The sequence below is a fragment of the Modestobacter sp. SYSU DS0511 genome (genome assembly GCF_054050755.1).
In genome coordinates, this window is record NZ_JBJGZY010000011.1 from 1 (window position 1) to 26,446 (window position 26,446).

At 75.0% G+C, this 26,446-nt stretch carries 29 protein-coding genes and 1 riboswitch; of the genes, 20 read left to right on the top strand and 9 right to left on the bottom strand.

Annotated elements, in window-relative coordinates; all coding sequences use genetic code 11:
- The first annotated feature begins 213 nt into the window (after nt 1-213).
- A complete protein-coding gene (locus tag ACI783_RS07390; protein WP_457139831.1) occupies nt 214-723 on the top strand; it encodes a MarR family winged helix-turn-helix transcriptional regulator in 510 nt (169 codons plus the stop codon).
- 150 nt (nt 724-873) lie between these two features.
- On the opposite strand, the gene ACI783_RS07395 is transcribed toward ACI783_RS07390, so the two are convergent.
- On the bottom strand, nt 874-1,653 hold the full coding sequence (locus tag ACI783_RS07395; RefSeq protein ID WP_457139832.1) for a hypothetical protein: 780 nt from the start codon (nt 1,651-1,653) through the stop codon (nt 874-876).
- A gap of 59 nt (nt 1,654-1,712) precedes the next feature.
- On the opposite strand from ACI783_RS07395, the gene ACI783_RS07400 reads away from it, so the two are divergent.
- From ACI783_RS07400 to ACI783_RS07420, 5 genes are all read left to right on the top strand, one after another.
- The gene (locus ACI783_RS07400) at nt 1,713-3,449 is read left to right on the top strand and encodes a carbon starvation CstA family protein (protein WP_457139833.1); all 1,737 of its coding nucleotides are present in this window, start codon (nt 1,713-1,715) and stop codon (nt 3,447-3,449) included.
- Nucleotides 3,446-3,850: a hypothetical protein gene (locus tag ACI783_RS07405; protein WP_457139834.1), complete on the top strand. Its 405-nt coding sequence runs from the start codon at nt 3,446-3,448 to the stop codon at nt 3,848-3,850. Before ACI783_RS07400 ends, ACI783_RS07405 begins: the two co-directional genes overlap by 4 nt.
- 56 nt (nt 3,851-3,906) lie before the next feature.
- Complete coding sequence (locus tag ACI783_RS07410) at nt 3,907-4,200, top strand: hypothetical protein (protein WP_457139835.1); 294 nt, start codon at nt 3,907-3,909, stop codon at nt 4,198-4,200.
- A 42-nt stretch (nt 4,201-4,242) separates the two neighbouring features.
- Nucleotides 4,243-4,743, top strand: coding sequence for a DUF2505 domain-containing protein (locus ACI783_RS07415; protein WP_457139836.1), 501 nt, complete (start codon nt 4,243-4,245; stop codon nt 4,741-4,743).
- Nucleotides 4,744-4,836: 93 nt separating this feature from the next.
- Nucleotides 4,837-5,322: a GAF domain-containing protein gene (locus tag ACI783_RS07420; protein ID WP_457139837.1), complete on the top strand. Its 486-nt coding sequence runs from the start codon at nt 4,837-4,839 to the stop codon at nt 5,320-5,322.
- On the opposite strand, the gene ACI783_RS07425 is transcribed toward ACI783_RS07420, so the two are convergent.
- From ACI783_RS07425 to ACI783_RS07435, 3 genes are all read right to left on the bottom strand, one after another.
- Nucleotides 5,312-6,340: an ion channel gene (locus ACI783_RS07425; protein WP_457139838.1), complete on the bottom strand. Its 1,029-nt coding sequence runs from the start codon at nt 6,338-6,340 to the stop codon at nt 5,312-5,314. The two genes, ACI783_RS07420 and ACI783_RS07425, sit on opposite strands and share 11 nt — an antisense overlap.
- Nucleotides 6,341-6,391: 51 nt before the next feature.
- Nucleotides 6,392-8,074 (bottom strand): lytic murein transglycosylase, encoded by a 1,683-nt coding sequence (locus tag ACI783_RS07430; protein ID WP_457139839.1) that lies wholly within the window; start codon nt 8,072-8,074, stop codon nt 6,392-6,394.
- Nucleotides 8,075-8,267: 193 nt separating this feature from the next.
- On the bottom strand, nt 8,268-10,856 hold the full coding sequence (locus tag ACI783_RS07435) for an AMP-binding protein (protein ID WP_457139840.1): 2,589 nt from the start codon (nt 10,854-10,856) through the stop codon (nt 8,268-8,270).
- A 108-nt stretch (nt 10,857-10,964) separates the two neighbouring features.
- On the opposite strand from ACI783_RS07435, the gene ACI783_RS07440 reads away from it, so the two are divergent.
- Together ACI783_RS07440 and ACI783_RS07445 are read left to right on the top strand one after the other, a co-directional pair.
- A complete protein-coding gene (locus tag ACI783_RS07440; protein ID WP_457139841.1) occupies nt 10,965-11,474 on the top strand; it encodes a mycothiol transferase in 510 nt (169 codons plus the stop codon).
- A gap of 27 nt (nt 11,475-11,501) precedes the next feature.
- A complete protein-coding gene (locus tag ACI783_RS07445; RefSeq protein ID WP_457139842.1) occupies nt 11,502-12,731 on the top strand; it encodes an acyl-CoA dehydrogenase family protein in 1,230 nt (409 codons plus the stop codon).
- Nucleotide 12,732: 1 nt separating this feature from the next.
- Here the strand turns inward: ACI783_RS07445 and ACI783_RS07450 are convergent, their stop codons facing one another.
- Entirely contained in the window at nt 12,733-12,987 is a 255-nt protein-coding gene (locus ACI783_RS07450) for a hypothetical protein (RefSeq protein ID WP_457139843.1), read from the bottom strand.
- 107 nt (nt 12,988-13,094) lie between these two features.
- Here ACI783_RS07450 and ACI783_RS07455 point away from each other — a divergent pair, with 107 nt between their 5' ends.
- Entirely contained in the window at nt 13,095-13,388 is a 294-nt protein-coding gene (locus ACI783_RS07455) for a hypothetical protein (RefSeq protein ID WP_457139844.1), read from the top strand.
- Between the two features lie 12 nt (nt 13,389-13,400).
- Here the strand turns inward: ACI783_RS07455 and ACI783_RS07460 are convergent, their stop codons facing one another.
- Nucleotides 13,401-13,736: a hypothetical protein gene (locus tag ACI783_RS07460; RefSeq protein WP_457139845.1), complete on the bottom strand. Its 336-nt coding sequence runs from the start codon at nt 13,734-13,736 to the stop codon at nt 13,401-13,403.
- Between the two features lie 152 nt (nt 13,737-13,888).
- Here ACI783_RS07460 and ACI783_RS07465 point away from each other — a divergent pair, with 152 nt between their 5' ends.
- The 4 genes from ACI783_RS07465 to ACI783_RS07480 all read left to right on the top strand — a co-directional run bounded on the left by ACI783_RS07465 (nt 13,889) and on the right by ACI783_RS07480 (nt 16,575).
- Nucleotides 13,889-14,914 carry an SDR family oxidoreductase gene (locus tag ACI783_RS07465; protein WP_457139846.1) on the top strand — a complete coding sequence of 342 codons (1,026 nt, stop codon included), beginning with the start codon at nt 13,889-13,891 and terminating at the stop codon, nt 14,912-14,914.
- 193 nt (nt 14,915-15,107) lie between these two features.
- On the top strand, nt 15,108-15,551 hold the full coding sequence (locus ACI783_RS07470; RefSeq protein WP_457139847.1) for a PPC domain-containing DNA-binding protein: 444 nt from the start codon (nt 15,108-15,110) through the stop codon (nt 15,549-15,551).
- 78 nt (nt 15,552-15,629) lie between these two features.
- Nucleotides 15,630-16,049, top strand: a complete 420-nt coding sequence (locus ACI783_RS07475) for a PRC-barrel domain-containing protein (RefSeq protein WP_457139848.1) — start codon at nt 15,630-15,632, stop codon at nt 16,047-16,049.
- 135 nt (nt 16,050-16,184) lie between these two features.
- Nucleotides 16,185-16,250: riboswitch (guanidine-III (ykkC-III) riboswitch) on the top strand.
- A gap of 10 nt (nt 16,251-16,260) precedes the next feature.
- Nucleotides 16,261-16,575 (top strand): DMT family transporter, encoded by a 315-nt coding sequence (locus ACI783_RS07480; protein WP_457139849.1) that lies wholly within the window; start codon nt 16,261-16,263, stop codon nt 16,573-16,575.
- A 381-nt stretch (nt 16,576-16,956) separates the two neighbouring features.
- Here the strand turns inward: ACI783_RS07480 and ACI783_RS07485 are convergent, their stop codons facing one another.
- Nucleotides 16,957-17,742 carry an SDR family oxidoreductase gene (locus ACI783_RS07485; protein ID WP_457139850.1) on the bottom strand — a complete coding sequence of 262 codons (786 nt, stop codon included), beginning with the start codon at nt 17,740-17,742 and terminating at the stop codon, nt 16,957-16,959.
- Between the two features lie 85 nt (nt 17,743-17,827).
- Between ACI783_RS07485 and mshA the strand changes: the two genes are divergently transcribed.
- The 3 genes from mshA (at nt 17,828) to ACI783_RS07500 (ending at nt 21,197) form a co-directional block, all read left to right on the top strand.
- Nucleotides 17,828-19,195: a D-inositol-3-phosphate glycosyltransferase gene (gene mshA / locus ACI783_RS07490; protein ID WP_457139851.1), complete on the top strand. Its 1,368-nt coding sequence runs from the start codon at nt 17,828-17,830 to the stop codon at nt 19,193-19,195.
- Entirely contained in the window at nt 19,192-19,707 is a 516-nt protein-coding gene (locus ACI783_RS07495) for a YbjN domain-containing protein (protein WP_457139852.1), read from the top strand. Before mshA ends, ACI783_RS07495 begins: the two co-directional genes overlap by 4 nt.
- 206 nt (nt 19,708-19,913) lie before the next feature.
- Nucleotides 19,914-21,197 (top strand): aminotransferase class I/II-fold pyridoxal phosphate-dependent enzyme, encoded by a 1,284-nt coding sequence (locus ACI783_RS07500; protein WP_457139853.1) that lies wholly within the window; start codon nt 19,914-19,916, stop codon nt 21,195-21,197.
- Between the two features lie 20 nt (nt 21,198-21,217).
- Here the strand turns inward: ACI783_RS07500 and ACI783_RS07505 are convergent, their stop codons facing one another.
- Nucleotides 21,218-21,985 (bottom strand): class I SAM-dependent methyltransferase, encoded by a 768-nt coding sequence (locus ACI783_RS07505; RefSeq protein WP_457139854.1) that lies wholly within the window; start codon nt 21,983-21,985, stop codon nt 21,218-21,220.
- 38 nt (nt 21,986-22,023) lie between these two features.
- Between ACI783_RS07505 and ACI783_RS07510 the strand changes: the two genes are divergently transcribed.
- Together ACI783_RS07510 and ACI783_RS07515 are read left to right on the top strand one after the other, a co-directional pair.
- Nucleotides 22,024-22,326 carry a hypothetical protein gene (locus tag ACI783_RS07510; RefSeq protein WP_457139855.1) on the top strand — a complete coding sequence of 101 codons (303 nt, stop codon included), beginning with the start codon at nt 22,024-22,026 and terminating at the stop codon, nt 22,324-22,326.
- 24 nt (nt 22,327-22,350) lie between these two features.
- Nucleotides 22,351-23,118 carry a phosphoglyceromutase gene (locus ACI783_RS07515; RefSeq protein WP_457078750.1) on the top strand — a complete coding sequence of 256 codons (768 nt, stop codon included), beginning with the start codon at nt 22,351-22,353 and terminating at the stop codon, nt 23,116-23,118.
- Nucleotides 23,119-23,484: 366 nt separating this feature from the next.
- Here the strand turns inward: ACI783_RS07515 and phoU are convergent, their stop codons facing one another.
- Entirely contained in the window at nt 23,485-24,150 is a 666-nt protein-coding gene (gene phoU, locus ACI783_RS07520) for a phosphate signaling complex protein PhoU (RefSeq protein ID WP_457139856.1), read from the bottom strand.
- A 258-nt stretch (nt 24,151-24,408) separates the two neighbouring features.
- Between phoU and ACI783_RS07525 the strand changes: the two genes are divergently transcribed.
- Together ACI783_RS07525 and ACI783_RS07530 are read left to right on the top strand one after the other, a co-directional pair.
- Nucleotides 24,409-25,704: a sensor histidine kinase gene (locus ACI783_RS07525; protein WP_457139857.1), complete on the top strand. Its 1,296-nt coding sequence runs from the start codon at nt 24,409-24,411 to the stop codon at nt 25,702-25,704.
- Nucleotides 25,701-26,381 (top strand): winged helix-turn-helix domain-containing protein, encoded by a 681-nt coding sequence (locus ACI783_RS07530; RefSeq protein ID WP_457139858.1) that lies wholly within the window; start codon nt 25,701-25,703, stop codon nt 26,379-26,381. Before ACI783_RS07525 ends, ACI783_RS07530 begins: the two co-directional genes overlap by 4 nt.
- Nucleotides 26,382-26,446 lie beyond the last annotated feature (65 nt).

Sequence of the window (26,446 nt, forward strand, 5' to 3'; positions counted from 1 at the left end):
CCCCCCCCCCCCCCCCCCCCCCCCCCCCCCCCCCCCCCCCCCCCCCCCCCCCCCCCCCCCCCCCCCCCCCCCCCCCCCCCCCCCCCCCCCCCCCCCCCCCCCCCCCCCCCCCCCCCCCCCCCCCACGCCTGGCTAGGCTTTTCCGGACAGGCACGAGCCGCATCTCGCGATGATGGGGCCGCGCGCCGCGCCACCGTGATGAGGAACGCAACGATGGAGCTGCCGCCGGAAGCGGTCCTCGAACCCATGCCGACCGTGATCGACAGCAACGACTTCACGCCGCGGTTGATCTCCCTGCTGTCGAACAGCCTGGTCTGGCGCGAGTCACGACTCCTCCGCGCCCACTTCGGCCTGGGCACCAACGACTGGCGCGTCATCTCCGCACTCGCCCTCCGTCCGGGCGTGACGGCGAGCGAGATCTCCGACTTCGTGGCGATGAACAAGGCGATCATCTCCAAGAGCGTCGGCGTGCTCACCGAGCGCCGGCTCATCGTGCAGGTGGAGGAGACCGGCCGTTCCCGGCAGCTGTTCCTGACCGCGGCCGGGGCCGAGATGCACGACGCGATGCTGCCGATCTCGCTGCGCGGCCAGGAGATCATCCTGGCGGACCTCTCGGCGGAGGACGTGGCGCAGCTCAACCACCTGTTGCGCCGCCTCGTGGCGCACGTCCCCGACCTGCAGGCCGAGGAGGCGCTGGCCGACCGCAGCGCCCCCGGGAGCTGACCGCCGACCGGACCCGGACCGCCGGGCACCGCAGTCACCGGGCGCCCGGCGTTCCGGCTGCGGGACCGGTGGCGCGTCCGTGTCGTCCCGATCAGGCGACGGTCGGCTGGCGCCCTGCGCGACGACGCGGCCTGACCACCCCCGTGCCGGTCAGGCGTGCCCGGCGTCCCGGAGGGCGGCGAGGCAGGCTCGGTGCAGCGCTCGCTGCCGTCGTACCCGGGCCAGCAGCCCGGGCGTCGGCTCCAGCCCGCGGCCGGCCGCCGGCGTGACGTCGGTCAGCCGCCCGTCGGCCAGCCGCCCGGTGGTCACGTGCACGGTCCACCGCTCGGCGTCGGGCACCGAGACCTCCTGACCGACGAGCGTCGCCGGGCCGGTCGCCGCCGGGGCACCGTCGAGCACCAGCGGATCGGCGCCCCACTCCCCCACCCGCACGGTGCCGGCGTGCAGGCCGCCGTCGTCGACCGCGAGGACGGCGTCGGCCGGCCCGTCGCGGCGCCTCGTCGGGACGACCCGGACGTCCTCGAGCACGAGGACGAGCCGCGGCAGGTACCACCAGTGCTCCCGGCGGAGCATGGCCGAGTCGGCCAGCGCCCGGGACGGCGGGTGCTTGCGCAGCTCCTGCGGCAGCAGTTCGTCGGTGAACAGGCGGCCGTCGCCGTCCTCGACCAGGGTGCACCGGCCACTCAGCGCGAGCGGCTCCCAGCCGGCTCCGGTGAGCCGCGGATCGGAGAGGACGAGCGCCGCGGCGTCCGCAGCGGCGACGCTGCGGGCGGCCGCCACCTGCGCCCACGGCAGGGCCGCGGCCGGTCGCTGGCCGAGCAGCAGCGGGACCACGCCGAGCGCTCCGGGCGGGCTGCCGGGGCGTCGCCAGACCAGCTCGGCGAGGCCGGCGGCGCGAATCGCCCGCGTCGGAGTTGTGCGCTCGGTCACGTCCACTGTCTACTCTGCGGGCCTGCGGCCGCTCGGGCCGCCCTGCGCTGGAGGTCGCCGTGCCCGCAGTCGTCGTGGCAGCCGTGGTCGGGGTGCTGTTCTTCCTCGGGTACCGGTACTACTCCCGCTACCTGGCCCAGAAGGTGTACGTGCTCGACCCGGCGTTCGTGACGCCGGCGCACGAGTTCAACGACGGCGTGGACTTCGTGCCCACCAACAAGCACGTCCTGTTCGGTCACCACTTCACCTCCGTCGCCGGGGCCGCGCCCATCGTCGGCCCGGCGATCGCGGTGTTCTGGGGGTGGGGGCCGGCGCTGACCTGGATCGTGCTGGGCACGATCTTCGCCGCCGGCGTGCACGACTTCGGCTCGCTGGTCGTGTCGGTGCGGCACAAGGCCCGCAGCATCGGCACCCTCGCCGGGGAGGTCGTCAACGGCCGCGCCCGGGGCCTGTTCCTGGCGATCATCTTCTTCCTGCTGACCCTGGTGAACGCCGTCTTCGCCGTGGTCATCGGCAACCTGTTCGTGAACAACCCCGGGGCGGTCATCCCGATCGTGGTGGAGATCCCGGTCGCGATGGCCATCGGCCAGTACATCTACAAGACCCGCTCCTCGGCGCTCATCCCCTCGATCGTCGGGGTGCTGATCCTGTACGCGCTGATCCTGGTGGGCAACGCGTTCCCGATCTCCCTCGACGGCCTGGCCGAGACGCTCGGGTTCGAGCAGACCCGCAACCTCTGGGTGGTCCTGCTGTTCGTCTACACCTGGGTCGCCTCCCGCATCCCGGTGTGGGTGCTGCTCCAGCCGCGTGACTACATCAACAGCCACCAGCTGTTCATCGCCCTGGGCGTCATCTCCCTCGGCGTGATCGTCGGCCTGAACACCATCCAGGCGCCGGTGGTCAACGACGTCCCGGAGGGCTCGCCGAGCTTCTTCCCGTTCCTGTTCATCACCATCGCCTGCGGCGCCATCTCCGGTTTCCACTCGCTGGTCGCCTCCGGAACGACGTCCAAGCAGCTGGACCGGGAGACCGACGCCCGGTACGTGGGCTACATGGGCGCCGTCGGCGAGGGCTCGCTGGCCACCGGCGCGGTGCTCGCCGCCACCGCGGGCGTGGCCGCCTCCCAGGCCGAGTGGGAGGCGCTCTACCCCGACTTCGCCACCGCCAGCGGCGGCGCCACCGGCAACTTCGTCAACGGGGTCGCGGTCTTCGCCAACAACCTGGCCGTCCCGCTGGACATCGCCACCATCTTCGCCGCGGTCGTGGTGATCAGCTTCGCGGCCACCACGATGGACACCGGCGTGCGGCTGCAGCGCTACGTCGTCCAGGAGATCGGTGAGCTCACCGGCATCCGGGTGCTGGCCCGCAACCTCACGCTCGCCACCACCATCGCCGTGCTCATCCCGCTGGGGATGGCGCTGCTCCCCGGCGGCGGTGAGGCCGGCTACACCTTCGGCGTGCTGTGGCAGCTGTTCGGCACCACCAACCAGCTCACCGCCGGCCTGGCGCTGGCCGTGATCGCCGTGTGGGTCACCCGCCGCGGCCGCAGCCCGGTGGCGGTGCTGATCCCGCTCGTCTTCCTGCTGCTGATGACCTCGTGGGCGCTGCTGGTGAACCTGCGCAACTTCGTCCGCGACGACCAGTGGGTGCTGGCCCCGCTGGACGCGGTCATCTTCCTGCTGGCCCTGTGGCTGATCGTCGAGGCCGCGCTGGCACTGCGCGCCGCGTTCCGGGACCGGCGGACGACGGTGGGTGCCGAGGACCGGCCGGCTGCATCCCAGGAGGAGCCGCGGTGAGCCCGCGGGTCGTGCTCGTCCGCGGTGCGCGCGGCCCGGCCGGGGGCGGGTGCTGCAGTGGGGACGTGCGCCCCTTCGACGCCGGCGGGCACGCCCACCCGGGCCACCGGGACACGAGCAGCGACGACCCGGTCGGTGCGGTCTACCGCGCCCTGCGTGGTGGACTGCCCGATCAGGTGGCCGTGGAGGTCGTCTCCCCGTCCAACTGGCTGTGGCTGGTGCCCGCCCTGGTGGGCGACGGGCGGCGCCGGGGCCTGCGGGGCGCCGCGCTGCGGCGCTCGGTGCGCGCCGGGCTGGCCGTCGAGTCGCTGATCGCCGACGGCACGGTGCTGGCGTCGGGCCGGCTGCCCCCGCCCGCCACCGCCCTCGCCGCTGCACGCGCGGAACTGGGACTCCCCTGAGCGCCACCCCGGCGGTGGACGTTTCTCGCGCCCGCCCGGCGGTTATCGACGCACTGGTGACCATCCACCGACTCCCGCTGCAGCGGCTCATCTGGCGCCGGCTCTTCGAGCTCGGCCTCACCGCCGAGGATGCGGCTCAGCGGACCGAGGGGACGCTCTCCAAGGAGGCGATCCGGGGGTTGGTCGCAGGGAGCACGTCCGTCTACGTCAGCGACCGGGTGGCTCGGGCGCTGGCCCGGTCGCTGGGCGTCCCCGAGAACCGCGTGCGCCGTGCGGCGGGGCTCCCGGTGACCGACCCCGCCGGAGTGCGCACCCAGCCCCACCTCCGGATCGTCGGCCGGGACGACTGAGCCGCGAAGCGCGGTCCCAGCCGGCCGGCGGCAGGATGAGGTGTGCCCTTCGACCTGAGCGAGCGCTACCCGGCCGCCCCGGACACCGTGCTGGCCGTGCTGACCGACGAGTCGTTCCTCCGCGAGCGTGCGGCCGCGCTCGGCGCCCAGGTGCAGGAGCTGACCGTGACCGCCGACGGCGACCGCCCCCGCACCGAGGTGCGGCTCGCGGCGCCGACCACGGGCATCCCGCCGGTGTTCGCCCGCTTCGTGGGCGACCGCGTGTCCGTCCTCGAGCGCGCCGCCTGGACGCCGGACGGCGCCGGTGGGCACCGCAGCGACCTGGACGTGCAGGCCGAGGTGTTCGGGCGGGTCGTCCGGGTCACCGGTGAGCGTCGCCTGCTCCCCGACCCCACCGGCACCCGCTCCGCGGTGACCGGCGAGGCCTCGGTCGACGCCCCGCTGATCGGGCGCCAGGCGGAGGCCGCCGTCCGGGAGCTGGTCGGTGTCGTGCTCCGGCGCGAGGACGAGGTGCTGCGCCGGCGGCTGAGCTCCCGCACCTGACGCGCCAGCGCCCGGGACACGCTGTGCAACGATTCCGGATCGAACGCGACCGGAGGGATTGACGGGAGACCGCGCGCGGGCTCACGGTGCAACATGCGCCCTGTGGTGGTCGACGACCTCGCGCCGTTCGCCGACTGGCCGGCGGCCGTCCGGGCGTCCCTCACCCACCTGCACCGCACCGTCGGGCTCGACGTCTGGATGCTGACCGAGGTGGCCGGGACCGAGCAGGTCGTGCTGCACGCCCATCCCCGCGAGGCGGTCCCCGCCGGCACGTCCTTCCCGTGGGAGCGGACCTTCTGCCGGGCGATGGTGACCGGCACCGGGCCCCGGGTCGCGACCGTCACCGCCGCCGTCCCGGTCTACTCCCAGCTGCTGGCCGACTCCCCGGAACGGATCGCCGCCTACGTCGGGGTGCCGCTGGTGACCCGCTCCGGTGAGCTGTTCGGCACGCTGTGCGGGTTCTCCGCGCGGGCTCAACCGCGCAGCATGGCGCGCTTCCTGCCCACGGTCGAGCACACTGCCCGGCTGCTCAGCACGCTGCTGCCCGCCGACTCCTCCGGCGATCCGGTCAGCGGCTGAGCAGCTCCCGTGGTTCGATCCGCCGGCGCCCGATGTAGTAGAGCGTCGTCCCCTCCGGCACCGGGGTGTCCCACGGCGGGCTCACCGCCAGCTCGCCGTCGTCGCGCACCGCGAGCACCGTCGCACCGAACTCCCGGCCCAGGTGCGTCTGGCAGTCGCCGAAGGCGGCGAACCGGTGGCCGGCGGGCAGTCGCACCGAGTAGGTGTTGCCGTGCCCGCCGTGGCTCATCACGTCGGTGTAGACGTCGGTGATGCCGGGGTCCAGCGCCTCCTCGGTGAGCAGGTAGGGCATGTGCCACTGCACGCAGGCGATCGACGGGCTGACGTACCGAAGCGCGTCCCGACGGCCCAGGTCGCGCAGCGCGGCGACCATGTGCGCCTCGGGGTTGGCGTGGTCGGCGGCCAGCGCGATCGCCAGGGTCTCGTTGTCGTCGCGCCCGTCGACGATGACCGTTCGCGCGCGGGCCACGCAGGCCCGGGTCATCACGTCGATCCCGGTCAGGTCACCGCGCACGAAGGAGACCGTGGTCTGCTCCGGCACCGGGTGCTCGGCGACGTCGTCCCACGCGCACAGCACGATCTCCCCGCAGCCCTCGGTCACCAGCTCGGTGAGGATCCGCTCGGTGCGCCCCGGGGTGTACCCCAGGACGACGACGTGGTCGGTCAGGTCCAGTGCCACGACACCTCTCAGGCGCTTGCCGCGGACCGTCGACAGGTAGTCGGACAGCCGCGTGAACAGCAGGGTCAGCGTGACGATCCCGCCGACGATGACGTAGGCCCCGACGACGTGCCCGCCGTCCGAGACCGGGAACAGGTCGCCGTAGCCCACGGTCGCCGCGGTGACCACGAAGTACCACCAGTAGTTGCCCGGCGCGGCGATCTGGCTGTCCGCCGGCTCGACCAGTGCCATGGCGAGCCAGCTGGTGAGGAAGACGACCACGATCACCAGCAGCGGCAGCCGCCAGCCGTGCAGCCGGCTGCCCACCACACGGGTCAGCCGGGAGAGGAAGAAGAACACGGGCCTCCTGCCGGGTCGACGCTCGGGGCAACCTAGCGCCCCGCGTCCCGGTCAGTCCTCCGGCGGCCCCTCGCACGGCCGCGTCGGCAGGGTCGGCAGGGCAGCGAGCGCCGCCAGCTGGTCCCCCAGGTCGGCACCGACGACCACGGTGAGCTGGGGGACGTCGGCCTCGTGCACACGTCCGGCCAGCCCCAGTGCCTCGGCGAGCACCCGGGCCTCGACCTCCCGGCCGGCCGGGAACTCCAGGGCCGACTCCGCCCGGGCGTCGGTGAGCACCACGGCCCCGACGACGGCGCCGGTCCCCCGTAGTTCCGCAGCGAACGCCTCCGCGGTCGCCGGTTCGCCGGAGCCGTCACGGACGTCGACGGTCCACGACTCGGGGTCGCACGCCCCAGGCCCCGGCGACGGGCTGGGCACCGGGCCGGGCGTCGGCGCGGTCGGCGACGGCTCGACGGTCGGCGTCGGCTCAGCGGTCGGCTCCGGCTCAGCGGTCGGCTCCGGCTCAGCGGTCGGCTCCGGCTCGGCAGTCGGCGTCGGCGTCGGCGTCGGCGTCGGCGTCGGCGTCGGCGTCGGCTCAGCAGTCGGCGTCGGCTCAGCAGTCGGCGTCGGCTCAGCAGTCGGCTCCGGCTCAGCAGTCGGCTCCGGCTCGGCAGTCGGCTCCGGCTCGGCAGTCGGCTCCGGCTCGGCAGTCGGCTCCGGCTCGGCAGTCGGCTCCGGCTCAGCAGTCGGCGTCGGCTCAGCAGTCGGCGTCGGCTCAGCAGTCGGCTCCGGCTCGACAGTCGGCGTCGGCGTCGGCGCCGGAATCGGGCTCGGCGCCGGAGCGGCCGCCGGAGCCGGCTCGGCGGCCAGCAGCACCGCAGGCGGTTCCGGAGCGGGGTCCGGCGGCGGCGCGGCCGGTGCAGGGTCAGCCGGTGCAGGGCCAGCCGGTGCAGGGGCGGGCGGGGGCGTCGCCGTCCCCGCGTAGCCGGCGGCCAGTTCCAGCACCGAGGCGACATAGGCGGTGGAGTGGTTGTAGGCGAACACCGCGCGGGCCTGGCCGGTCAGGGGCGACAGGTCACCACCGGCGGCGCACAGGTAGCGGGCGGCCGCGGCAGCGGCATCGTCGAGGTCGAAAGGGTCACTGCGACCGTCACCGTCGCCGTCGGCGGCGTAGCGCGCCCAGGTCGAGGGGATGAACTGCATCGGTCCGACGGCGCGGTCGTAGGTGGCGTCGCCGTCCAGCCGGCCCCGGTCGGTGTCCCGGATCTCGGCCGTCGCGCCGGCGCCGGTCAGCGCGATGCCGACGATGCGTGGGGCCGAGGTCCCGTCGGGCTGCAGCGCCGCGCCGGCGAACCGGCCGTGGTTCGACTCCACCCGGCCGATCGCCGCGATGAGTTCCCAGCCGATGCCGCATGCCGCGGGTGCCTGCTCCGCCGCCCGTACGTAGGCCCGCAGCGCCACCGCCGGGGTCCCGCCGGCGGCCAGCGGCGGGTTCCACACCGGCTCGACCACGGTCGGCTCCGACGGCGCGGGGGCCACGGACGGGGCGGCGGGTACGTCGGCGGCAGGTGCTTCGGCGGATCCCCTGGCCGCGTCGGTGACCGCTGGCCGGCGTGGTGCGGGCGGGGCAGCCACGGCCGCACGGTCCGCGTCCGGCTCGACGACCGCGGCCGCAGCACCCGCCGGCGCGACCTCGGCCACCGACGCACTGGCCAACGCGGCCACGATCAGCCCCGCGGTCACCGCTGCACCCATGCGCCGCCCGACGGTCCTGGACGACGCACCCCCGGCCGTCGTCCGCCGCCGCCATCCGCTCATCCGTCCCCCACGGTCCGAGCTCCTCCGGCATCGCCCGGAGCCCCGGGACGCCGGACGGGATCAGTGAAGGGACGTCGACGCACCGGCGCAAGTGGTGCCGGCGCGTCGCGGTGCGCCGTTCACCCGCCGCTCACCTGCCGCCCGGTGCAGCGCTCTCGGACACGCTGACCTCGCCACCGGCGGCCGCCACCGCGTCGAGCTCGGAGGCCACCAGCTCGGCGACGGGTCCGACGTCGGGCTCGTGCAGCATCCCGGTGTGGTTGCCGGGGACCTCGTGCATCGACCACTGCCCGGTCAGGTGCCCGGACCACTGCCTGCGGCCGGCGGCCTCCGGGTCGTCCCGGGCCACCAGCACCAGCGTGCGGCCGTCGTAGGGCGCACCCCGGTACCGGCGCTGCAGGAACATCCCCTGCCGGTAGAACCGCAGGTAGTGCCCCTTGCCCGCATCGGGGACGATCCCGGTCAGGGCCAGCGCGCCGATCTGCTTCACCCGCCGCGGCAGGCCCCCGTCGATCGCCGGTGGGGAGGCACCGGGCTCCGGCGGGAAGGAGTCCAGGACGACCACCAGAGCGACCTCCTCCCCCGCTGCCCGGAGCTGGTGCGCCATCTCCAGCGCCAGGATCCCGCCGAGGGAGTGCCCGGCGAGCCGGTAGGGGCCGTGCGGCTGCACGCTGCGCACGGCGGCGAGGTGGCGCCGCGCGATCGCCCGCACCGACCAGTCGGGGCGGCCGCGGTTCTCCATGCCGTGCGCCTGCAGGGCCCACACCGGCTGGTCCGGACCGAGCCGGAGGGCCAGCGACCGGAACCCGACGGCCACACCTCCCGCTCCCGCGATGCAGAACAGCGGCGGCCGGCTGCCCTCCGCGCGGAGCCGGACCATCGTCGGGTGGGCCGGCTCCCGGCGCCGTCGCGTCGCCTCGGCGAACGAGGCCACCGTGGGCGACTCCTGCAGCAGCGTGGTGGACAGCACGCGCGCCGGGACGTCCATCTCGGTGCCCATGGCCGCCAGCAGCCCCTCGGCGGCCAGCGAGTCACCGCCCAGTTGGAAGAAGTCGTCGTGCAGCCCGACCTCGTCCAGCCCGAGGGCGCGGGCGAACTCCGCGGCGACCACGCGCTCCCAGTCGGTGCCTGGCGGGGTCACCTCGGCCCTGGCCGGCGGGGGCGGCAGCGCGGCCCGGTCCAGCTTGCCCCGTTCGGTCCGGGGCAGCGCCGGGAGGATGACGACGTCCTGCGGCACCATGAAGCCCGGCAGCACCTCGCGGACGGCGCGCCGCACCGTCGAGGCGTCCAGCCGCTGCACCGCCGGCACGACGTAGGCGACCAGCCGGGTCTGCCCGTCGTCCCCTTCGACACCGGTGACGACGGCCTCGCGGACCTCGGGCATCGCGAACAGCGCGGCGTCGACCTCGCCCGGCTCGACGAGGTGCCCGCGGACCTTGACGCTGTGGTCGGTACGACCCAGCAGCTGCACGCAGCCCTGCTCGTCGATCCGGGCCACGTCGTTGGTGCGGAACGTCCGGGTGCCGTCGGCCGAGCCGGAGAAGACGGCCGCGGTGAGGTCCGGGGCACCCCAGTAGCCCTCGGTCAGCCACCGGGAGGTGACCAGCAGGCGTCCGGTGCCCTGGTCGCGCTGCTCGCCGTGCTCGTCCTCGACGGAGAACGCCATGCCGTCGACCGGCCAGCCCACGGGGACGGCGCCGTCCGGCACCGGGTCGCCGGGGCGCAGCCGGAACTCGGCGAGCAGCCCCGTCTCGGTCGACCCGTAGCGGTTGCGGATCTCGCAGTCCGGACCGACCACCGACCGGATCGCGGCCAGCTGGGCGGCGTGGACGGCCTCGCCGCCGACCGTCACCGTCGACAGCGTGTCCAGGCGGTCGCCCGGCGGGAGCGTCGCGACCACCCCGCGCATGATCGCCGGGCTGGCCACCAGCACCGACGCGCCCACCGCGCGCAGCCAGCCCGGCAGCTCGGCGACCGGGCGGGTGCGGGGGTCGAACAACTGCTGGGTGCTGCCGGCCAGCAGGCCGCCGAGGGCGCCCTTCAACCCCGCGTCGAAGGCCAGCGGCAGCAGGTTGGCGACCAGGTCGCCGGCCCCGTAGCACCCGCTGGCCGACGAGTTGGTCCACGCGTCGTGCAGCGCGGCCGGGGAGCCGGCGAACACGCCCTTCGGCAGACCGGTCGAGCCCGAGGTGTACACCAGCGTGACCGGCGCCCCCGTCCCGGGCGGCGTCGAGCGGAGCGCGGTCGCCACCTCCTGGAGGTCCCGGTCCGCGGCCGACGCGGGGGGCTGCAGGACCACCGGGCACAGGGTGGCGGCCGCCTCCGCGTGCACCGCGTCGCTGACGCAGATCCGCGCACCGGCCAGCTCGACGTAGTGCCGCAGCCGGGCAGCCGGGGTGGTGGGATCCAGCACGACCACCGGCGCGCCGGCGGCGATCACCCCCACCACCGCGATCACCGCGTCGACTCCCGGCTGCCGGAGCACGCACACCGGCCGCACGCCGTCCTCGGCCGCCGCCACCGCGGACCGGACGGTCTCCCCCTCGCGCAGGACGTCGGCGAACAGCGCAGTCCGTGCGCGGTCGGCCAGCGCGGGCACGTCCGGCTGCGCGAGAGCGACGTCGACCAGCCGGTCGATCAGCCACTCGTCCGCGCGACCGTCGAGGGGCGGAAGCCCGACCGAGTGGCGCGCCGACGAGTGCTGCTCCACGGGGCTCATGCTCGGAAGCTAGTACCGAACCGTCCGGAGGTGCATGCCGATCAGCCGGGCAGGTGCCAGCGGTCGGCACGAGGTTGCCCCCGCCTGCCGGGCGGGTAGGCGCTCGTCATGCTGAGCCGTGACCTGCTGCTGACCGCCTTCGACAACGTCGAGGGTGCCGTCCGGGGGGTGCTCGACGGCATCGACCCGGCCCTGCTGAACGAGCGGATCGACCCCGAGGCCAACACCATCGCCTGGCTGGTCTGGCACCTCGTCCGAGTGCAGGACGACCACGTCGCCGAGGTGGCCGGCCGCGAGCAGGCCTGGACCGATGCCGGCTGGGCCGACCGGTTCGACCTCCCGTTCGACGCCGCGGCCATCGGCTACGGCTTCAGCAGCGACGACGTCGCCGCCACCCGGGTCACCGACCCGGACCTGCTGGCCGGCTACTCCGCCGAGGTGCACCGCCGGACGGCGGAGTTCGTCCGCGGCCTCACCGACCCCGACCTCGACCGCGTCGTCGACGAGCGCTGGGACCCGCCGGTGACCCTCGGCGTCCGGCTGGTCAGCGTGATCACCGACGACCTGCAGCACGCCGGGCAGGCCGCCTACCTGCGCGGCACCCTCGAACGCCGGTGAGCCCGAGCCGGGCGTAACGTCCGCCGGGTGAGCAGCGCTGCCACCACCCCCTCCGGCACCGACTTCTACGTCCTCGAGGACCTGCTGGCACCGGCGGAGGTCGAGGTCCGCGACCGGGTCCGGGAGTTCTGCGCCCGCGAGGTCACCCCGGTGATCAACGACTACTGGGAACGCGCGGAGTTCCCCTTCGCACTGCTGCCGGGCATCGCCGGGCTGGGCATCGCCGGTGGCACGGTCCGGGGCCACGGATCGCCCGGGATGAGCGCGGTCGCGGCCGGCCTGGTGGCCCGCGAGTGGGCCCGCGCCGACGGCAGCCTGGGCACGTTCTACGGGGTGCACAGCTACCTGGCCATGCAGTCGATCGCCATGCTCGGCAGCGACGAGCAGCAGGAGCGCTGGCTGCCGGCGATGGCCCGGCTGGCGACGATCGGCGCGTTCGGGCTCACCGAGCCGCAGCACGGCTCGGACGCCGTCGCGCTGGAGACGCAGGCACGCAGGGACGGCGACGAGTACGTGCTCACGGGCGCGAAGAAGTGGATCGGCAACGGCACCATCGCCGACCTGGTGCTGATCTGGGCGCGCGACGAGAACGGCGACGTCGGCGGCTTCGTCGTCCCGAAGGGCTCGACCGGCTGGACCGCGACCCGGATGACCGGGAAGACCGCCCTCCGGGCGGTGTGGCAGGCCGAGATCACCCTCGACGGCGTACGGGTACCGGCGGAGAACCGGCTGGCCCGCTGCTCCTCGTTCAAGGACGTCGCGAGAGTGCTCGACCGCACCCGGTACACGGTGGCCTGGCGGGCGCTGGGCGTGGCCGAGGCCGCCTACGAGCTGGCGCTGGCGCACACGCTGCGGCGGGAGCAGTTCGGCCAGCCGATCGCCGGCTACCAGCTGGTGCAGGAGAAGCTCGCCCGGATGCTGGCGGAGATCACCAGCATGCAGCTGCTGTGCTGGCGGCTGTCGGTGCTGGCCGACCAGGACCGGATGACCGCGGCGATGGCGTCGCTGGCGAAGATGAACAACGCGAAGAAGGCCCGGGCGATCGTGGCCGACGCGCGGGACCTGCTCGGCGGCGACGGCATCCTGCTGGAGCACCACGTGGCCCGGCACCACGCGGACATCGAGGCGATCTACACCTTCGAGGGCACCGACCACGTGCAGGCGCTCATCGTGGGCCGGGAGGTCACCGGCATCTCCGCGATCACCGGCCGCCGGTCCGCGCCGCGGACGGCTCCCGAGCCGCCCCAGTCGATCTGACTCAACTCACCCGCTGCAGCTCCGGCGCCGTCCGCCGTCGGCACTCGGCGCAGCCGGACCGTCCGGCGCCGACCCGCTCCCACCGCTGCGACCCCCAGACCTGCACGATCGCCCCGCACACGGCGAGCTCCACCTCCCCGTCGAGCTCGTCGGCGGGGCGGTGGGCCTCCACCGCGTGCCAGGACATGGGCTGGTCGGCCGGCTGGGCCCAGGACCGGCGGTCTGGTCGGGCGAAGCCGACGGCGTAGCTGTTCACGCACTTCTGTGTGCCCCAGGCCACAACTGGTCAATCATCGCTGTCACCTGACCACCCGACGGCACTACCGTGGGAGCGGTGAGTCGAGGAGGTGGCCAGTGGAGCCGGTGAGCCTGCTGGTGGGCGGCGCGTTGCTGGCGGCCGGCTACGTCGCCGGACGGCTGGGCCGCCGGCGGAACGCCACGCCGGCACTGCCGCAGGCGACCTGCAGCTGCGGTCACCCGTTGAGCCAGCACGACCCGGAACGGGGCACCTGCCACTCCGAGGTCGCCCGCGACGCCTACACCAAGCGGGGCAAGTGGGCCGGGCACACGTGGGTGGCGTGCAGCTGCCGGCAGTACGTCGGTCCGCGGCCGATCGACGAGGTCTTCGCCCCGCGCCTGCTACCGCCGACCTCCTGACCCGTCGCCGACTCAGCCCTCGGGCTCGACGTCCCGGTCCAGGTCCCGGTCCAGGTCCCGGTCCAGGTCCCGGTCCAGATCCCGGTCCCGGGCGTAGCGGCGGCGGACGTACTCGCGGGCCAGCAGCCCCCCACCGGCCAGGAGCACGAAGTTCACGGTGGCGAGCTCCCAGCCGCTGAGCAGCAGGCCCACCACGGCACCCAGGCAGCCCCACGCCACCTGGACGACGAGGTACTGACCGAACGGACGCCGGTGGAGGAAGGCGCGCGCGTCGTCGCGGGCGCGCTGCCGGTCCTGCGCCGCGGCCCGCTCCCAGCGGTTGAGCGGTGGCTGCCCGGACCCGCTCACGCGCCCGTCCCCGTGTCGACCATGCGGATGATCATGGCGATGGGGGCCGTCCCCCGCCTCCCGGGACGTCGCGGCGGGTTTGCCCACGCCCCCCGTCGCGCACACCGACGGAGACCAGGCGGGCCCTGGACCACAGACCGCGGAGGAGACACGTGACCGTTTCACAGCAGTCGTCCGCCGGGCGGGTGGTGGTGGTGACCGGTGCCAGCGGTGGGATCGGTCGCGCGGCCGCCGTCGCCTTCGGCCGCCGGGGTGATCGGGTGGCCCTGCTGGCCCGCGGGGAGACCGGGCTGACGGCCGCCGCCGACGAGGTCCGCGCGGCCGGCGGCACCCCGCTGGTGATCCCGGTCGACGTCGCCGACGCCGCGGCCGTCGACGCCGCCGCCGACCGGGTGGAGGCCGAGCTCGGCCCGATCGACGTGTGGTGCAACGTCGCGTTCAGCACGGTGTTCGCGCCCTTCGACCAGATCACCGCCGAGGAGTGGGCGCGGGTGACCGAGGTGACCTACCTCGGGTTCGTGCACGGCACGATGTCGGCGCTGCGCCGGATGCGCCCCCGCGACCGCGGGGTGATCGTGCAGACCGGGTCAGCGCTGGCCTACCGGGGCATCCCGCTGCAGAGCGTCTACTGCGGGGCGAAGCACGCGATCAAGGGCTTCACCGAGTCGCTGCTGACCGAGCTCAAGCACGACGGCAGCAACGTACGGGTGACGATGGTCAACCTGCCGGGGGTCAACACCCCCCAGTTCGACTGGGTGCTCAACCGCCTCCCGGAGCGCCCGCAGCCGGTGCCGCCGATCTACGCCGTGGCGCCGATGGCGGAGGCCCTGGTGCACGCCAGCGAGCACCCGCGGCGCCGCGCGTGGTGGATCGGGACGCCGACGGTCTACACGATCCTCGGCAACAAGGTCTGGCCGCAGTTCCTCGACTGGTATCTGGCCCGCACCGGCTACGACGGCCAGCAGCGGGGCGAGCCGGCGTCGTCCGACGACCCGGTGAACCTGTGGGAGCCCGCCGACGGCGCCGGCGGGCGCGACTTCGGTGCCCAGGGGAGCTTTCCGCACCAGGCCCGCAGCCGGGACCCCCAGATCTGGGCGAGCCGGCACCACGGTGCGCTCGCCGCCGTCGGCACCGGCGTGCTGGCCACCGCCCTCGCGGCCTGGCGCCGCGGCCGGTGACCGACCCGCCGGGTGCGGGTCCGTGTTGAGCCGGCGCCGCGACGGGTAGGTGCTCCAGGACGTCGCCTCCCACGGAGCGGGGCCGACGTCACGACCGGCGCCGGAAGCGGCCCGATCACCGCCGCTCCCGGCCGAGCCACCGTGCCCGGCCGCATGCGCGACCTCGCGTCCGGCCGGGCGGAGGAGGAACGGCGTGCAGACGTCCACTCTCACCGACGGCCCGCCCCGCCAGCACGCCGTCGTCTTCAGCGCCGGCGAGGAAGTCGTCGCCGGCCTCACCGACTGGGCCACCGAGAACCGCCTCCCGGCCACGTCGTTCACCGGCATCGGCGCCTTCTCGGAGGCCACGCTGGGCTTCTACGACCTGGACGACCAGGAGTACGCCGAGATCCCCGTCACCGACCAGGTCGAGGTCCTCGCGCTGACCGGGGACATCACGCTCGACGGCTCGGGCGGGTGGCAGGTGCACGCGCACGCCGTCTGCGGCCGACGGGACGGCTCGACGATCGGCGGCCACCTGCTGCGTGCCGTGACCCGCCCGACCCTCGAGCTGGTCCTGACGACGAGCCCGGCCCACCTGCAGCGCCGGCACGACCCGGCATCGGGGCTGGCCCTCATCGACCCCGGCAACGGCTGAGGGGCCCGCCGCGCACGGCAGCTCACGGTCCACCACCGAGGACGGCGGAGAACACGACCAGACAGCTGAGGAGAGAAGATGACCGCCACGAACACCCCAGGCCGCCTGGTGCCACTGAGCGAGACGGACCGGACCATCGCCGACCCGGCCGCTGACGTCCGTGCCCGCTCGGCCGTCGACAGCAGCGGCGAGGAGATCGGCACGGTCGAGGACCTGCTCGTCGACGACGAGGAGTGCCGCGTCCGGTTCCTGCAGATCGGCTCGGGCGGGTTCCTGGGCATCGGGAAGGACCGTTTCCTGGTCCCCGTGGACGCCGTGACGTCGGTCCAGCCCGACCAGGTCCAGATCGACCGAGACCGCGCCCGGATGACCGACGTCCCCGGGTACGACCCCGAGGTGACCCGCGACCCGGCCTACTTCGAGGACGTGTACGGGTGGTGGGGCTACGGCGCGTACTGGGGCCCCGGGTACCTCTACCCGCGCTTCCCGCAGCTCTGAGCCCGGGGGGGGGGGGGGGGGGGGGGCGCCCCCCCCCCCCCCCCCCCCCCCCCCCCCCCCCCCCCCCACTTCCCGCGGGGAACCCGTCCGACCGGGCGCTCGGTGGCTGCGGCGGCGCGGCCGTGCGAGCCTGGAGGGGAGCCCGCAGCGGAGCTCCCGGACGAGCGGCGCCGTACCCGGTCAGCGACAAGACGGCGTTCCGGGAGTGGTCATGGCCTGGCTCGTCCTCGTCGTCTCCGGCGCGCTGGAGGCCGTCTGGGCCACCGCGCTCGACCGGTCGCAGGGCTTCACCCGCCTGGTGCCGAGCGTGGTCTTCGCCGTCGCCCTGGCCGGGAGCATGGGCGGGCTGGCGTTCGCCATGCGCACCCTGCCGCTGGGCACCGCCTACGCGGTGTGGGTGGGCATCGGCGCCGTGCTGACCGCCGGCTGGGCGATGCTCACCGGCGCCGAGCCGGTCTCGGTGGTCCGGGTGCTGCTGCTGGCTGGCATCGTCGGCTGCGTCGTCGGGCTCAAGCTCGTGCACTGAGCCGGCGCGCACGTCACCGAGTCCCCCGGAGCAGCAGGACGGTGACGAACCACCGCCGCCGTGCGGACGGTCTCCTCCGGTCGCCAGGGCGCCACCCCGATCGTCAGCTCGCCGGCGAGCGCGCGCAGCGCGGGGTGGTCGGCGGGCTCCGCGGGCCGGACGGTGACCTGGTCGGACGACATGGCCCCAGCCTCGCGCACGGACCCGCATCGACACGCACTCCGACCATCCCCGGCTGCCCGGCCCCAGAGGTGTTCGGTGGGAGCTTGTGCTCTGCTCACCAGGAGTGAGCAGAGCACAAGCTCCCGGGACGTGGTCTCCCCGGGTCCGAGCACACCGACCCGCGGGAGGGCCGGACCGGCGGAGTCGCCCCGGCGGCGATCACTCCGGGTCGCGGGCGACCTTGTGCTGGGCCGCCTGGGCGCGCGGCCGGACGACGAGCAGGTCGACGTTGACGTGGTGCGGGCGCGTGACCGCCCAGGCGATCACGTCGGCGACGTCCTCGGCCACCAGCGGCTCGCGCACCCCGCGGTAGACGGCGTCGGCCTTCTCCTGGCTGCCGGTGCGGTTGAGCGAGAACTCCTCGGTCTTGACCATCCCGGGCGCGATCTCGATGACCCGCACCGGGTCGTGCACGAGCTCCAGGCGCAGCGTCTCGGCCAGCGTGTGCACCCCGTGCTTGGCGGCGGTGTAGCTGGCGCCGCCCTCGTAGCTGACCAGCCCGGCGGTGGAGCCGACGAACACCAGGTCCCCGGCGCCGGACGCCTGCAGCGCCGGCAGCAGCGCCTTGGTCACCCGCACCGGGCCCAGCACGTTGACGTCGTAGGTGCGCTCCCAGGAGTCCAGGTCGGCCTCGGCCACCGGGTTGGCGTCGAACGCCCCACCGGCGTTGTTCACCAGCACGTCGACCCGGTCCAGCGAGGCCGCCAGCGCCGTGACCGACGCGGGGTCGGTCACGTCCAGCTGCGCGACCCGGCCACCGATCCGGGCGGCCAGCTCGGTCAGCCGGTCCAGCCGGCGCGCGGCCAGCACCACGTCGAACCCCTCGGCCGCCAGCCGCTCCGCGGTCGCGGCGCCGATCCCGCTGGACGCGCCGGTGACGACGGCGACCCGGCCGGAGCCGGGGAAGGGCACTCGTGCGGGGGAGGGCGCAGCAGGGCTGGACATGTGTCCATCCTGGCCTTGTTGCAGACTGAACCACCGACAGGGTGTCCGCCGCGGGCGCCACGCACGCCCGAGCGGAGGTGGCACCGTGCCTGGTCGACGGTCCGGTCGCCCCGGCGTCCTGTGGCGCAACTCCACGGGCCGGGTGCTCCCGCGCCGGGTGGCGACCCTCTCGGTGCACACCAGCCCGCTGGAGCAGCCCGGCGCCGGGGACGCCGGCGGGATGAACGTCTACGTGGTCGAGGTGTCCCGCCGCCTGGCCGAGCGCGGCATCGCCGTCGACGTCTTCACCCGCGCCACCTCCAGCGACCAGCCGCCGGTGGTCGAGATGAGCCCGGGGGTCACCGTCCGGCACGTCAGCGCCGGCCCGTTCGAGGGGCTGGGCAAGAACGAGCTCCCCGCCCAGATGTGCGCCTTCACCGCCGCCGTGCTGCGCGAGGAGGCCCAGCACGAGCCGGGGCACTTCGACGTCGTCCACTCCCACTACTGGCTGTCGGGCCAGGTCGGCTGGCTGGCCCGCGACCGGTGGGGCGTGCCGCTGGTGCACTCCGCGCACACCCTGGCCAAGGTGAAGAACGCCGCGCTCGCCGAGGGCGACGAGCCCGAGCCGCGCGCCCGGGTGATCGGCGAGGAGCAGGTCGTCGCCGAGGCCGACCGGATGGTCGCCAACACCGCCGAGGAGGCGCGCCAGCTCGTCGACTTCTACGGCGCCGACCCGCGCCGCACGCTGGTGGTGCCCCCCGGGGTCGACCTGCGCACCTTCCGGCCCGGGGACCGCCAGCGGGCCCGGGAACGGGTGGGCGTGCCCGCCGACGCCGTCGTGCTGCTGTTCGTCGGGCGGATCCAGCCGCTCAAGGCCCCGGACATGCTGCTGCACGCCGCTGCCCGGATGCTCGCCGCCGACCCGGCGCTGCGCGCCCGGCTGCAGGTGCTGGTCGTCGGCGCGCCCAGCGGGTCCGGGCTGGCCGAGCCGCAGCGGCTGCAGGAGCTGGCCGTGCGCCTCGGCGTCACCGACGTCGTCCGGTTCCTGCCGCCGCAGCCGCCGGCGCAGCTGGCCGACCACTACCGCGCCGCCGACGTCGCCGTCGTGCCCAGCCACAACGAGTCCTTCGGCCTGGTGGCGCTGGAGGCGCAGGCCTGCGGCACGCCCGTGGTGGCTGCGCGGGTCGGGGGCCTGCCGACCGCGGTCGACGACGGCGTCTCCGGCCTGCTGGTCACCGGCCGCGACCCCGGCGACTACGCCGCCGCGATCACCCGGGTGCTCGAGCGCCGTGAGCTGCTCGCCGCCGGAGCCCGGCGGCACGCGGCCGCCTTCAGCTGGGACCGCACCGTCGATTCCCTCGTCGACGGCTACGCCGCGGCGATGGCCGAGATGGCCCGGCGGCCGGTGCCGCTGTCCCGGCTGCGCGGAGCGGACGAGGTGCGGCTGCTGTCCGGGGGCACGGCGGGCCGATGAGCCGGCGGAGCGTGGCGGAGCTCGACGGGGTCGTCGAGGAGGCCCTGCGCGCTGCGGAGCTGGAGTACGAGCACCCGGGCACGGGGCGGTTCGTGGTGACCCTGCCCGGGGTGAAGAAGCTGCGCACCCTGGTCGGGCTCACCATCGGCGCGCACGGGTTCCGGGTCGAGGCGTTCGTCTGCCGCCAGCCCGACGAGAACCGTGAGCGGCTGTGGGCCTGGCTGCTGCAGCACAACGCCCGGATGTACGGGGTCGCGTACTCGATCGACGGCGTCGGTGACATCTACCTGACCGGCACGCTCGGGCACGACGCGGTGAACCCCGAGGAGATCGACCGGGTCCTCGGCTCGGTGCTCACCTACGCCGACGAGCACTTCAACACGATGCTGGAGATCGGCTTCGGCAGCTCGATCCGCCGGGAGTGGGAGTGGCGGGTCAAGCGCGGGGAGTCGCTGCGCAACCTGGAGGCGTTCGCGGCCTTCGCCGACCCCACGCGGCGGCCGTCCGCCTGACCGGCCCTGCTGCGCGGCCGGGTGTCACCCGGCCGCGTCCGCACGGGTGGACCGGCGCGCACGCGGCGTCGACCAGTGACCCCGCCCACGCCCGGTCAGGTGACCCCCGAGGGGACCGCGTGACACCCGTTGACCACGGAGCGTGTCGAACGCCAGGGTCGGGGGACCGCGGCCACCCACGACCGCGCCGACCACCCGGAGTCCCCGTGCCCGACGCCCCGCCCGCCCGACGTGACGCCTTCGCCCCGCTGCTGGACAGCCCGCGGGCGGAGGTGATGCGGCGGCACGCCGGCGAGGGGCGGGCGACCCACTCGGTGCCCACCGGCGGGGCGCCCGAACCGGTCACCGTGTTCGACGACGGCCGGGCCCGGATCAACCTGGGCACCAACAACTACCTCGGCCTGGCCGGTGACCCGCAGGTGGTCGAGGCCGCGGTCGCGGCACTGCGTCGCTACGGCACCAGCGCCGCCGGCAGCCGGGTGCTCAACGGCACCACCCGCCTGCACCTCACGCTGGAGGAGGAGCTGGCCGACCACTACGGCACCGAGGACGCCGTCCTCACCTCCGCCGGCGTCAACGCCAACGTGGCGGTGCTGGCCGGCGCCGGCGCGCCCGGCGACGTCCTGCTGGTCGACGCCCACGCGCACGCCAGCCTGCACGCCGCGGCGGCCGCCAGCCGGGCCACCGTGCAGCGGTTCACCCACAACTCCGTCCCGTCCCTGGAGCGCCGGCTGGCGCGGCTGGCGCCCGACGCCGGTGCCGTGGTCGTCGTCGACGGCGTCTACTCGATGAGCGGGGAGGCCGCGCCGCTGGCCGCCCTCGCCGGGATGTGCCGGCGGTTCGGTGCCCGGCTGGTCGTCGACGAGGCGCACGGCCTCGGCGTGCTGGGCGAGCACGGCCGCGGTGCCGCCGAGGCGGCCGGGGTGCTCGACCGGGTCGACGCGGTCACCGTCGCGTTCAGCAAGTCGCTGGCCAGCGTCGGGGGTGCGGTGCTGACCTCCCGCGCGGTGGCCGACGGCATCCGGGCCACCGCCATGCCCTACGTCTTCAGCGCCGCCGGCGACCCGGCGGCCGTCGCGGCGGCGCTGGCCGCGCTGCGCGTGCTGCGCCGCGAGCCCGAGCGGATGCAGCGGCTGCGGAACAACGGGGCGCTGCTGCGCCGGGTGCTCACCGAGCACGGTGCCGCACCGCTGCCCGGGTCCGGTGCGGTGATCGCCGTCCCCACCGGTGACGACGAGCCGACCCGCGCCGCCTGGGCCGCCGCCCACGACGCCGGGGTCTACACCAACGCCGTCGGCTGGCCGGCCGTCCCGCGCGGCCACGGTGTGCTGAGGCTGGCGGTCATGGCGACGCACACCCCCGAGCAGCTGCAGGTGGCCGGCGAGCTCGTCGCCACCGCCGTCCGCAGCGCCCGCACCGCCGGGCTCGCCGGCGTCGTCACCGACTCGGCGAGGGTCGAACCGGCGATGTCCGGATCAGCGATGGCCTGACCGGGGCCGGCTGGGAGACCTCAGCTCGCTCCGCCGGGCCACCAGAAGGTGGTCGCGGTGCGTGGCCGGTCGTCGGGGGAGCGGCGCATCGCCGCGGCCACCTCCGGCTCGCGCTCCACCGGCAGGCACAGCCGCCGGCGGGTGAAGGCCAGCACCACGTCGTCGGGCGCGTCGCGCCACGGGTCGGCCCGCGACCAGGTGCGCTGCTGCGCGGCGATCCCCAGCTCGTCGAGCACCTCGGCGAACAGGGCAGCCGTGGGGCCGCTGGGCCGCTCCTGGCCGTGGAAGTGCCGCCACAGCCCGCCCAGGGACGTCCACGGGTGGACGTCGGTCAGCTCGACGACCACCCGGTGGCGGGCGTGCCCGGTCAGCTCGGTGACGAACGCGGCGACGTCGGGCACGTTGTAGACGACGTTCGCGCACACCACGACGTCGGCCGGCGGCACCCGCTGGGCGACGTCCGGCCACCGCCCGACCCAGGTGCGCACCGCCGTCGCCGGGGAGGTGAGCGCCGCCGCGGTGAACCGGGCCAGCAGATCGGCGGACTCGTCGACGCCCAGCAGCTCGGGTGCTCCGGCGGGCACGCTGGCCGCCCCACCGCCGCAGCCGACGTCCAGCACGCTGCCCGGGCCGGCCCCCCGCACCGCGGCGAGGGTCGCCGCCGCGCCGCGGTCGGCGCCGAACAGGCCCGGCGGGAAGCCGTAAGGGGACTCCGGGGCGGCGGCCAGCAGCTCCGGGTCGATCGCCCACGCCGCCAGCTCCGCAGCCCACCGTTCGGTCGCACGCACGGGCCGATCCTCCCCCTCCCGGGCTCGCGTGGGCGGCGATGGTGGACCAGACGCCTTCCCCGGCCCGGCAGGGCCGGGCGCTCATCGGCCTGGTCGCCGCCTCCGCGCTGGCCTACCCGCTGCTGCTGTGCGCGGTCGAGCTGCTGGTCGTGCAGCTGTTCGCCCCGGACGCCGGGTCGCTCGCGCTCTGGGGCTCGGTGGCGGTCGCCTGCAGCCTGGGCATGGTCGCCGCCGTCCGCTGGGGCGCCGGACGTCGGTTCTGGAGCCCCTGGCTGCTGGTCGGGCTGGTGCCGCCGGCGTTGTTCGAGCTGTGGGTCTGCTGGCCGCTGCTCACGCGCTGATCCGGAGTCGGGCAGGATGGCGGCGTGACTGAGACCGCGAGCCCCGCTGCGACCCTCGTCCTGCTCCGCCACGGCGAGAGCGAGTGGAACAAGGCCAACCTGTTCACCGGCTGGGTGGACGTCCCGCTGTCGGAGAAGGGCCGCGCCGAGGCGGCCCGCGGTGGCCAGCTGATGGCCGAGCAGGGCGTGCTGCCCGACGTCTGCCACACCTCCGTGCTCAAGCGTGCGATCGCCACCTCCGAGCTGGCCCTGGCCGCCGCCGACCGGCAGTGGATCCCGGTCAAGCGCTCCTGGCGGCTCAACGAGCGGCACTACGGCGCTCTGCAGGGCAAGGACAAGGCCGCCACCCTCGCCGAGTACGGCGAGGAGCAGTTCATGACCTGGCGCCGCTCCTACGACACCCCGCCGCCGCCGATCGAGCCCGGCAGCGAGTTCAGCCAGGACGGCGACCCGCGCTACGCCATGCTGCCGCCGGAGGTGCGCCCGGCCACCGAGTGCCTGGCCGACGTCGTCGTCCGGATGCTGCCCTACTGGTACGACGCGATCGTGCCGGACCTGCGGTCGGGGCGGACCGTGCTGGTCGCCGCGCACGGCAACAGCCTGCGTGCGCTGGTGAAGCACCTGGACGGCATGGGCGACGAGGAGGTCGTCGGCCTCAACATCCCGACCGGCGTCCCGCTGCGCTACGACCTCGACGCCGACCTGCGCCCGCTGCAGAAGGGCGGTCAGTACCTCGACCCCGACGCCGCGGCCGCCGCGATCGAGGCGGTCAAGAACCAGGGCAAGAAGTAGCCGCCGGGCCGGGCTGAGCCCACCGTGGGGTGGGTGAGCTCGGTCAGCCCGGCCGTGCACCGCGTGCAGGACGACATCGACCGCGTGCCCGACTGGGCTGCGCCCGGTCGCGCTCACCGCGAGGACGTCGCCGGCCTGCGCGACCAGCTCCGGCGGGCCGGCCGCGGCGAGTCCGGGCAGCAGCCGCTGCTCGTCGGAGGTCGGCGCCCGTGGGGCGTCGAGCGCGCGGGAGGTCGGCTGACCGGTGGGCGGGAGGGACGGCAGGCGGCGAGCATCCCGGTCCACCGGGTGCCGAGCCCCCGGATTCCGACCCGCAGACGCGACGAGGCCCCGGAGGCGATGCCTCCGGGGCCTCGTCGCGCGTGCTCAGCTGTCGTGCGCGGCCGCCATCGAGTTCTCGCCGGTGACCAGGTAGACCACCCGGCGGGCGACGCTGACCGCGTGGTCGGCGAAGCGCTCGTAGTAGCGGCCCAGCAGCGTGACGTCGATGGCCGACTCGATCCCGTGACCCCAGGTGGGCAGCAGCAGCTCGCGGAACAGCTGCTTGTGCAGCTGGTCCATCACGTCGTCCTCGGCCTCCAGCTCGACGGCGGCCTCGACGTCGCGCTTGGCGATGATCGTGCCGGCCTTGGCGACCAGGCTCTGGGCGACGTGGCCGGCCTCCAGGAAGACCGGGCGCACCTCCTGGGGCACCGCGTGCTCGGGGAAGCGCATCCGTGCGACCTTGGCGATGTGCTCGGCCAGGTCGCCCATCCGCTCCAGGTCGCCGACGATCCGCATCGCGGTGGTGATGGTGCGCAGGTCGGTGGCGACCGGCTGCTGCCGGGCCAGCAGGGTGAAGCAGCGCTCCTCGATGCTCTCGCGCACCGCGTCGATCCGCTCGTCGCCGGCGATGACCAGGTCGGCGAGCGCGACGTCGGCGTCGAGCAGGGCGGTGGTCGCGGTGCTCATCGCGGACCCCACCGAGTTGGCCATCTCCACCAGGCAGGCGTTGATGTCGTCCAGTTCCTCGCGGTAGCTCTCCCGCAGCACGCTTCCTCCGTCCACTTGCCGCGCCGGGTCCGGGCCCGGGTGGCTCGGCTGCTCGGCGCGTGGCGTCCCCGCCCACCGTTCGTGACGCCCGTGGTGGACGTCGGAACGCGTGTGCACACGAGCCTAAAGACGGTGCCACGCGCTGCAGGAGGCCGCTAGGTGAACGCCCGGGCACACCGCGGTGAACTGTCCCGCCCGGACGGGTGATGTGCCCCGGGCCCGGCCGTGCGCCCGCCCTTCGTGTCTAGCATCGGCACCGTGGAACCGCTGGTCGCCCTGGTGGCGGGCCTCGCGACCGGCCTGCTGCTGGCGCTCACCGTGGTCCGCGCCCGGCACCGTCCCGTCGACGAGGGGGGCGCGGCGCCCCCGCGCGGCCAGGTCGACCCGCGCGCCGACGAGGAGGCCGCGCTCTCCCGCCGGCTGGTCGACCTGATGGACCCCGCCGTCGTCGTGGTCGGCCCCGACGACGCGGTCCTGCTGGCCAACCCCTCCGCGCGGGCGCTGGGCATCGTCCGGGGCAGTCGCCTGCTGGTTCCCGGCCTGCTGGAGGTGGCCCGGGAGACCCAGACCGCCGGCAGCCGCCGGGCCGACGTCGCCCTCCCCGGCGACCTGGTCGGCGCGGGCCCCCGCACCGTGGGCGTGCACGGCATCCGGCTGCGCAGCGCACCGCTGAGCGTCACCGGGCCGGTGGCCCTGGTGCTGCAGGACGTCACCGAGGCCCGCCGCGTCGAGGCCGTCCGGCGGGACTTCGTCGCCAACGTCGGCCACGAGCTGAAGACCCCCGTGGGCGCGCTCGCGCTGCTCGCCGAGGCGATCCAGGGTGCCGCCGACGACCCGGAGACGGTGCAGCGCTTCGCCGCCCGGATGAGCCACGAGGCCGACCGGCTCTCCCGCCTGGTGCGCGAGCTCATCGACCTGTCCCGACTGCAGGGCGCGGAGCCGATGCCCGAGCTGGTGCCGGTCGCCGTCGCGACCGTCGTGGCCGAGGCCGTCGACCGCACCCGCGCCGCCGCGGCGGCCAAGGACATCCAGCTCGCCGTCGCCGCCCAGCCCGGCCTGGTGGTCCGCGGGGTCGAGGCGCAGCTGGCCACCGCCCTCACCAACCTGCTGGCCAACGCCGTCGCCTACAGCCCGGCGGGCACGACGATCGCGGTCGGCGCCCGGGCCCGCTCCGGGTTCGCCGAGATCGCCGTCACCGACTCCGGCATCGGCATCCCCCGCTCGGACCGCTCCCGGGTCTTCGAGCGCTTCTACCGGGTCGACCAGTCCCGGGCCAGCTCCACCGGTGGCACCGGACTCGGTCTGGCCATCGTCAAGCACGTCGCCAGCAACCACGGCGGATCGGTCACCGTGTGGAGCGAGGAGGGCCTGGGGTCGACGTTCACCCTGCGCATCCCCCTCGCCGCCGGGATCGACCAGCCCGTGGACGACGGCGCACCCGAGCGGCCGCCCGTGCCGCCGCTCCACCCCGCCCGCCCCCTCGACGTCGACGACGTCGCGGTCGGGTCCCACGACGACGGCCCCGCGGGGGCCGCGAGGAGAGGACGGTCATGACCCGAGTGCTCGTGGTGGAGGACGAGGAGTCCTTCAGCGACGCGCTGTCCTACATGCTGCGGCGAGAGGGCTACGACACGGTCGTGGCCGCCACCGGCACGGACGCGCTCGCCGAGTTCGACCGGGCCGGGGCCGACATCGTGCTGCTCGACCTCATGCTGCCGGGGCTCTCCGGCACCGAGGTCTGCCGCTCGCTGCGGGCCAGGAGCTCTGTGCCGATCATCATGCTCACCGCCAAGGACGCCGAGATCGACAAGGTCGTCGGGCTGGAGCTGGGCGCCGACGACTACGTCACCAAGCCCTACTCGGCCCGCGAGCTCGTCGCCCGGATCCGGGCCGTGCTGCGCCGCGGAACGGACGCCGAACCGGTGGTCGACAGCACGCTGGAGGCCGGCCCGGTGCGGCTGGACGTCGAGCGGCACGTCGTCGCCGTCGACGGGCAGCCCGTCGCCCTCCCGCTCAAGGAGTTCGACCTGCTCGAGATGCTGCTGCGCAACGCCGGACGGGTGCTCACCCGCGGCCAGCTCATCGACCGGGTCTGGGGGGCGGACTACGTCGGCGACACCAAGACCCTCGACGTCCACGTCAAGCGGCTACGGGCCAAGCTCGAGCCCGACCCGGCCAACCCCAAGTACCTGGTGACGGTGCGCGGGCTCGGTTACAAGTTCGAGGCTTAGCAGGATTGTCGGCCTGCCGGCCTCCCACCGCGGCCAGGTGCCGTGCCCCGGCTGCATTGAGCCGC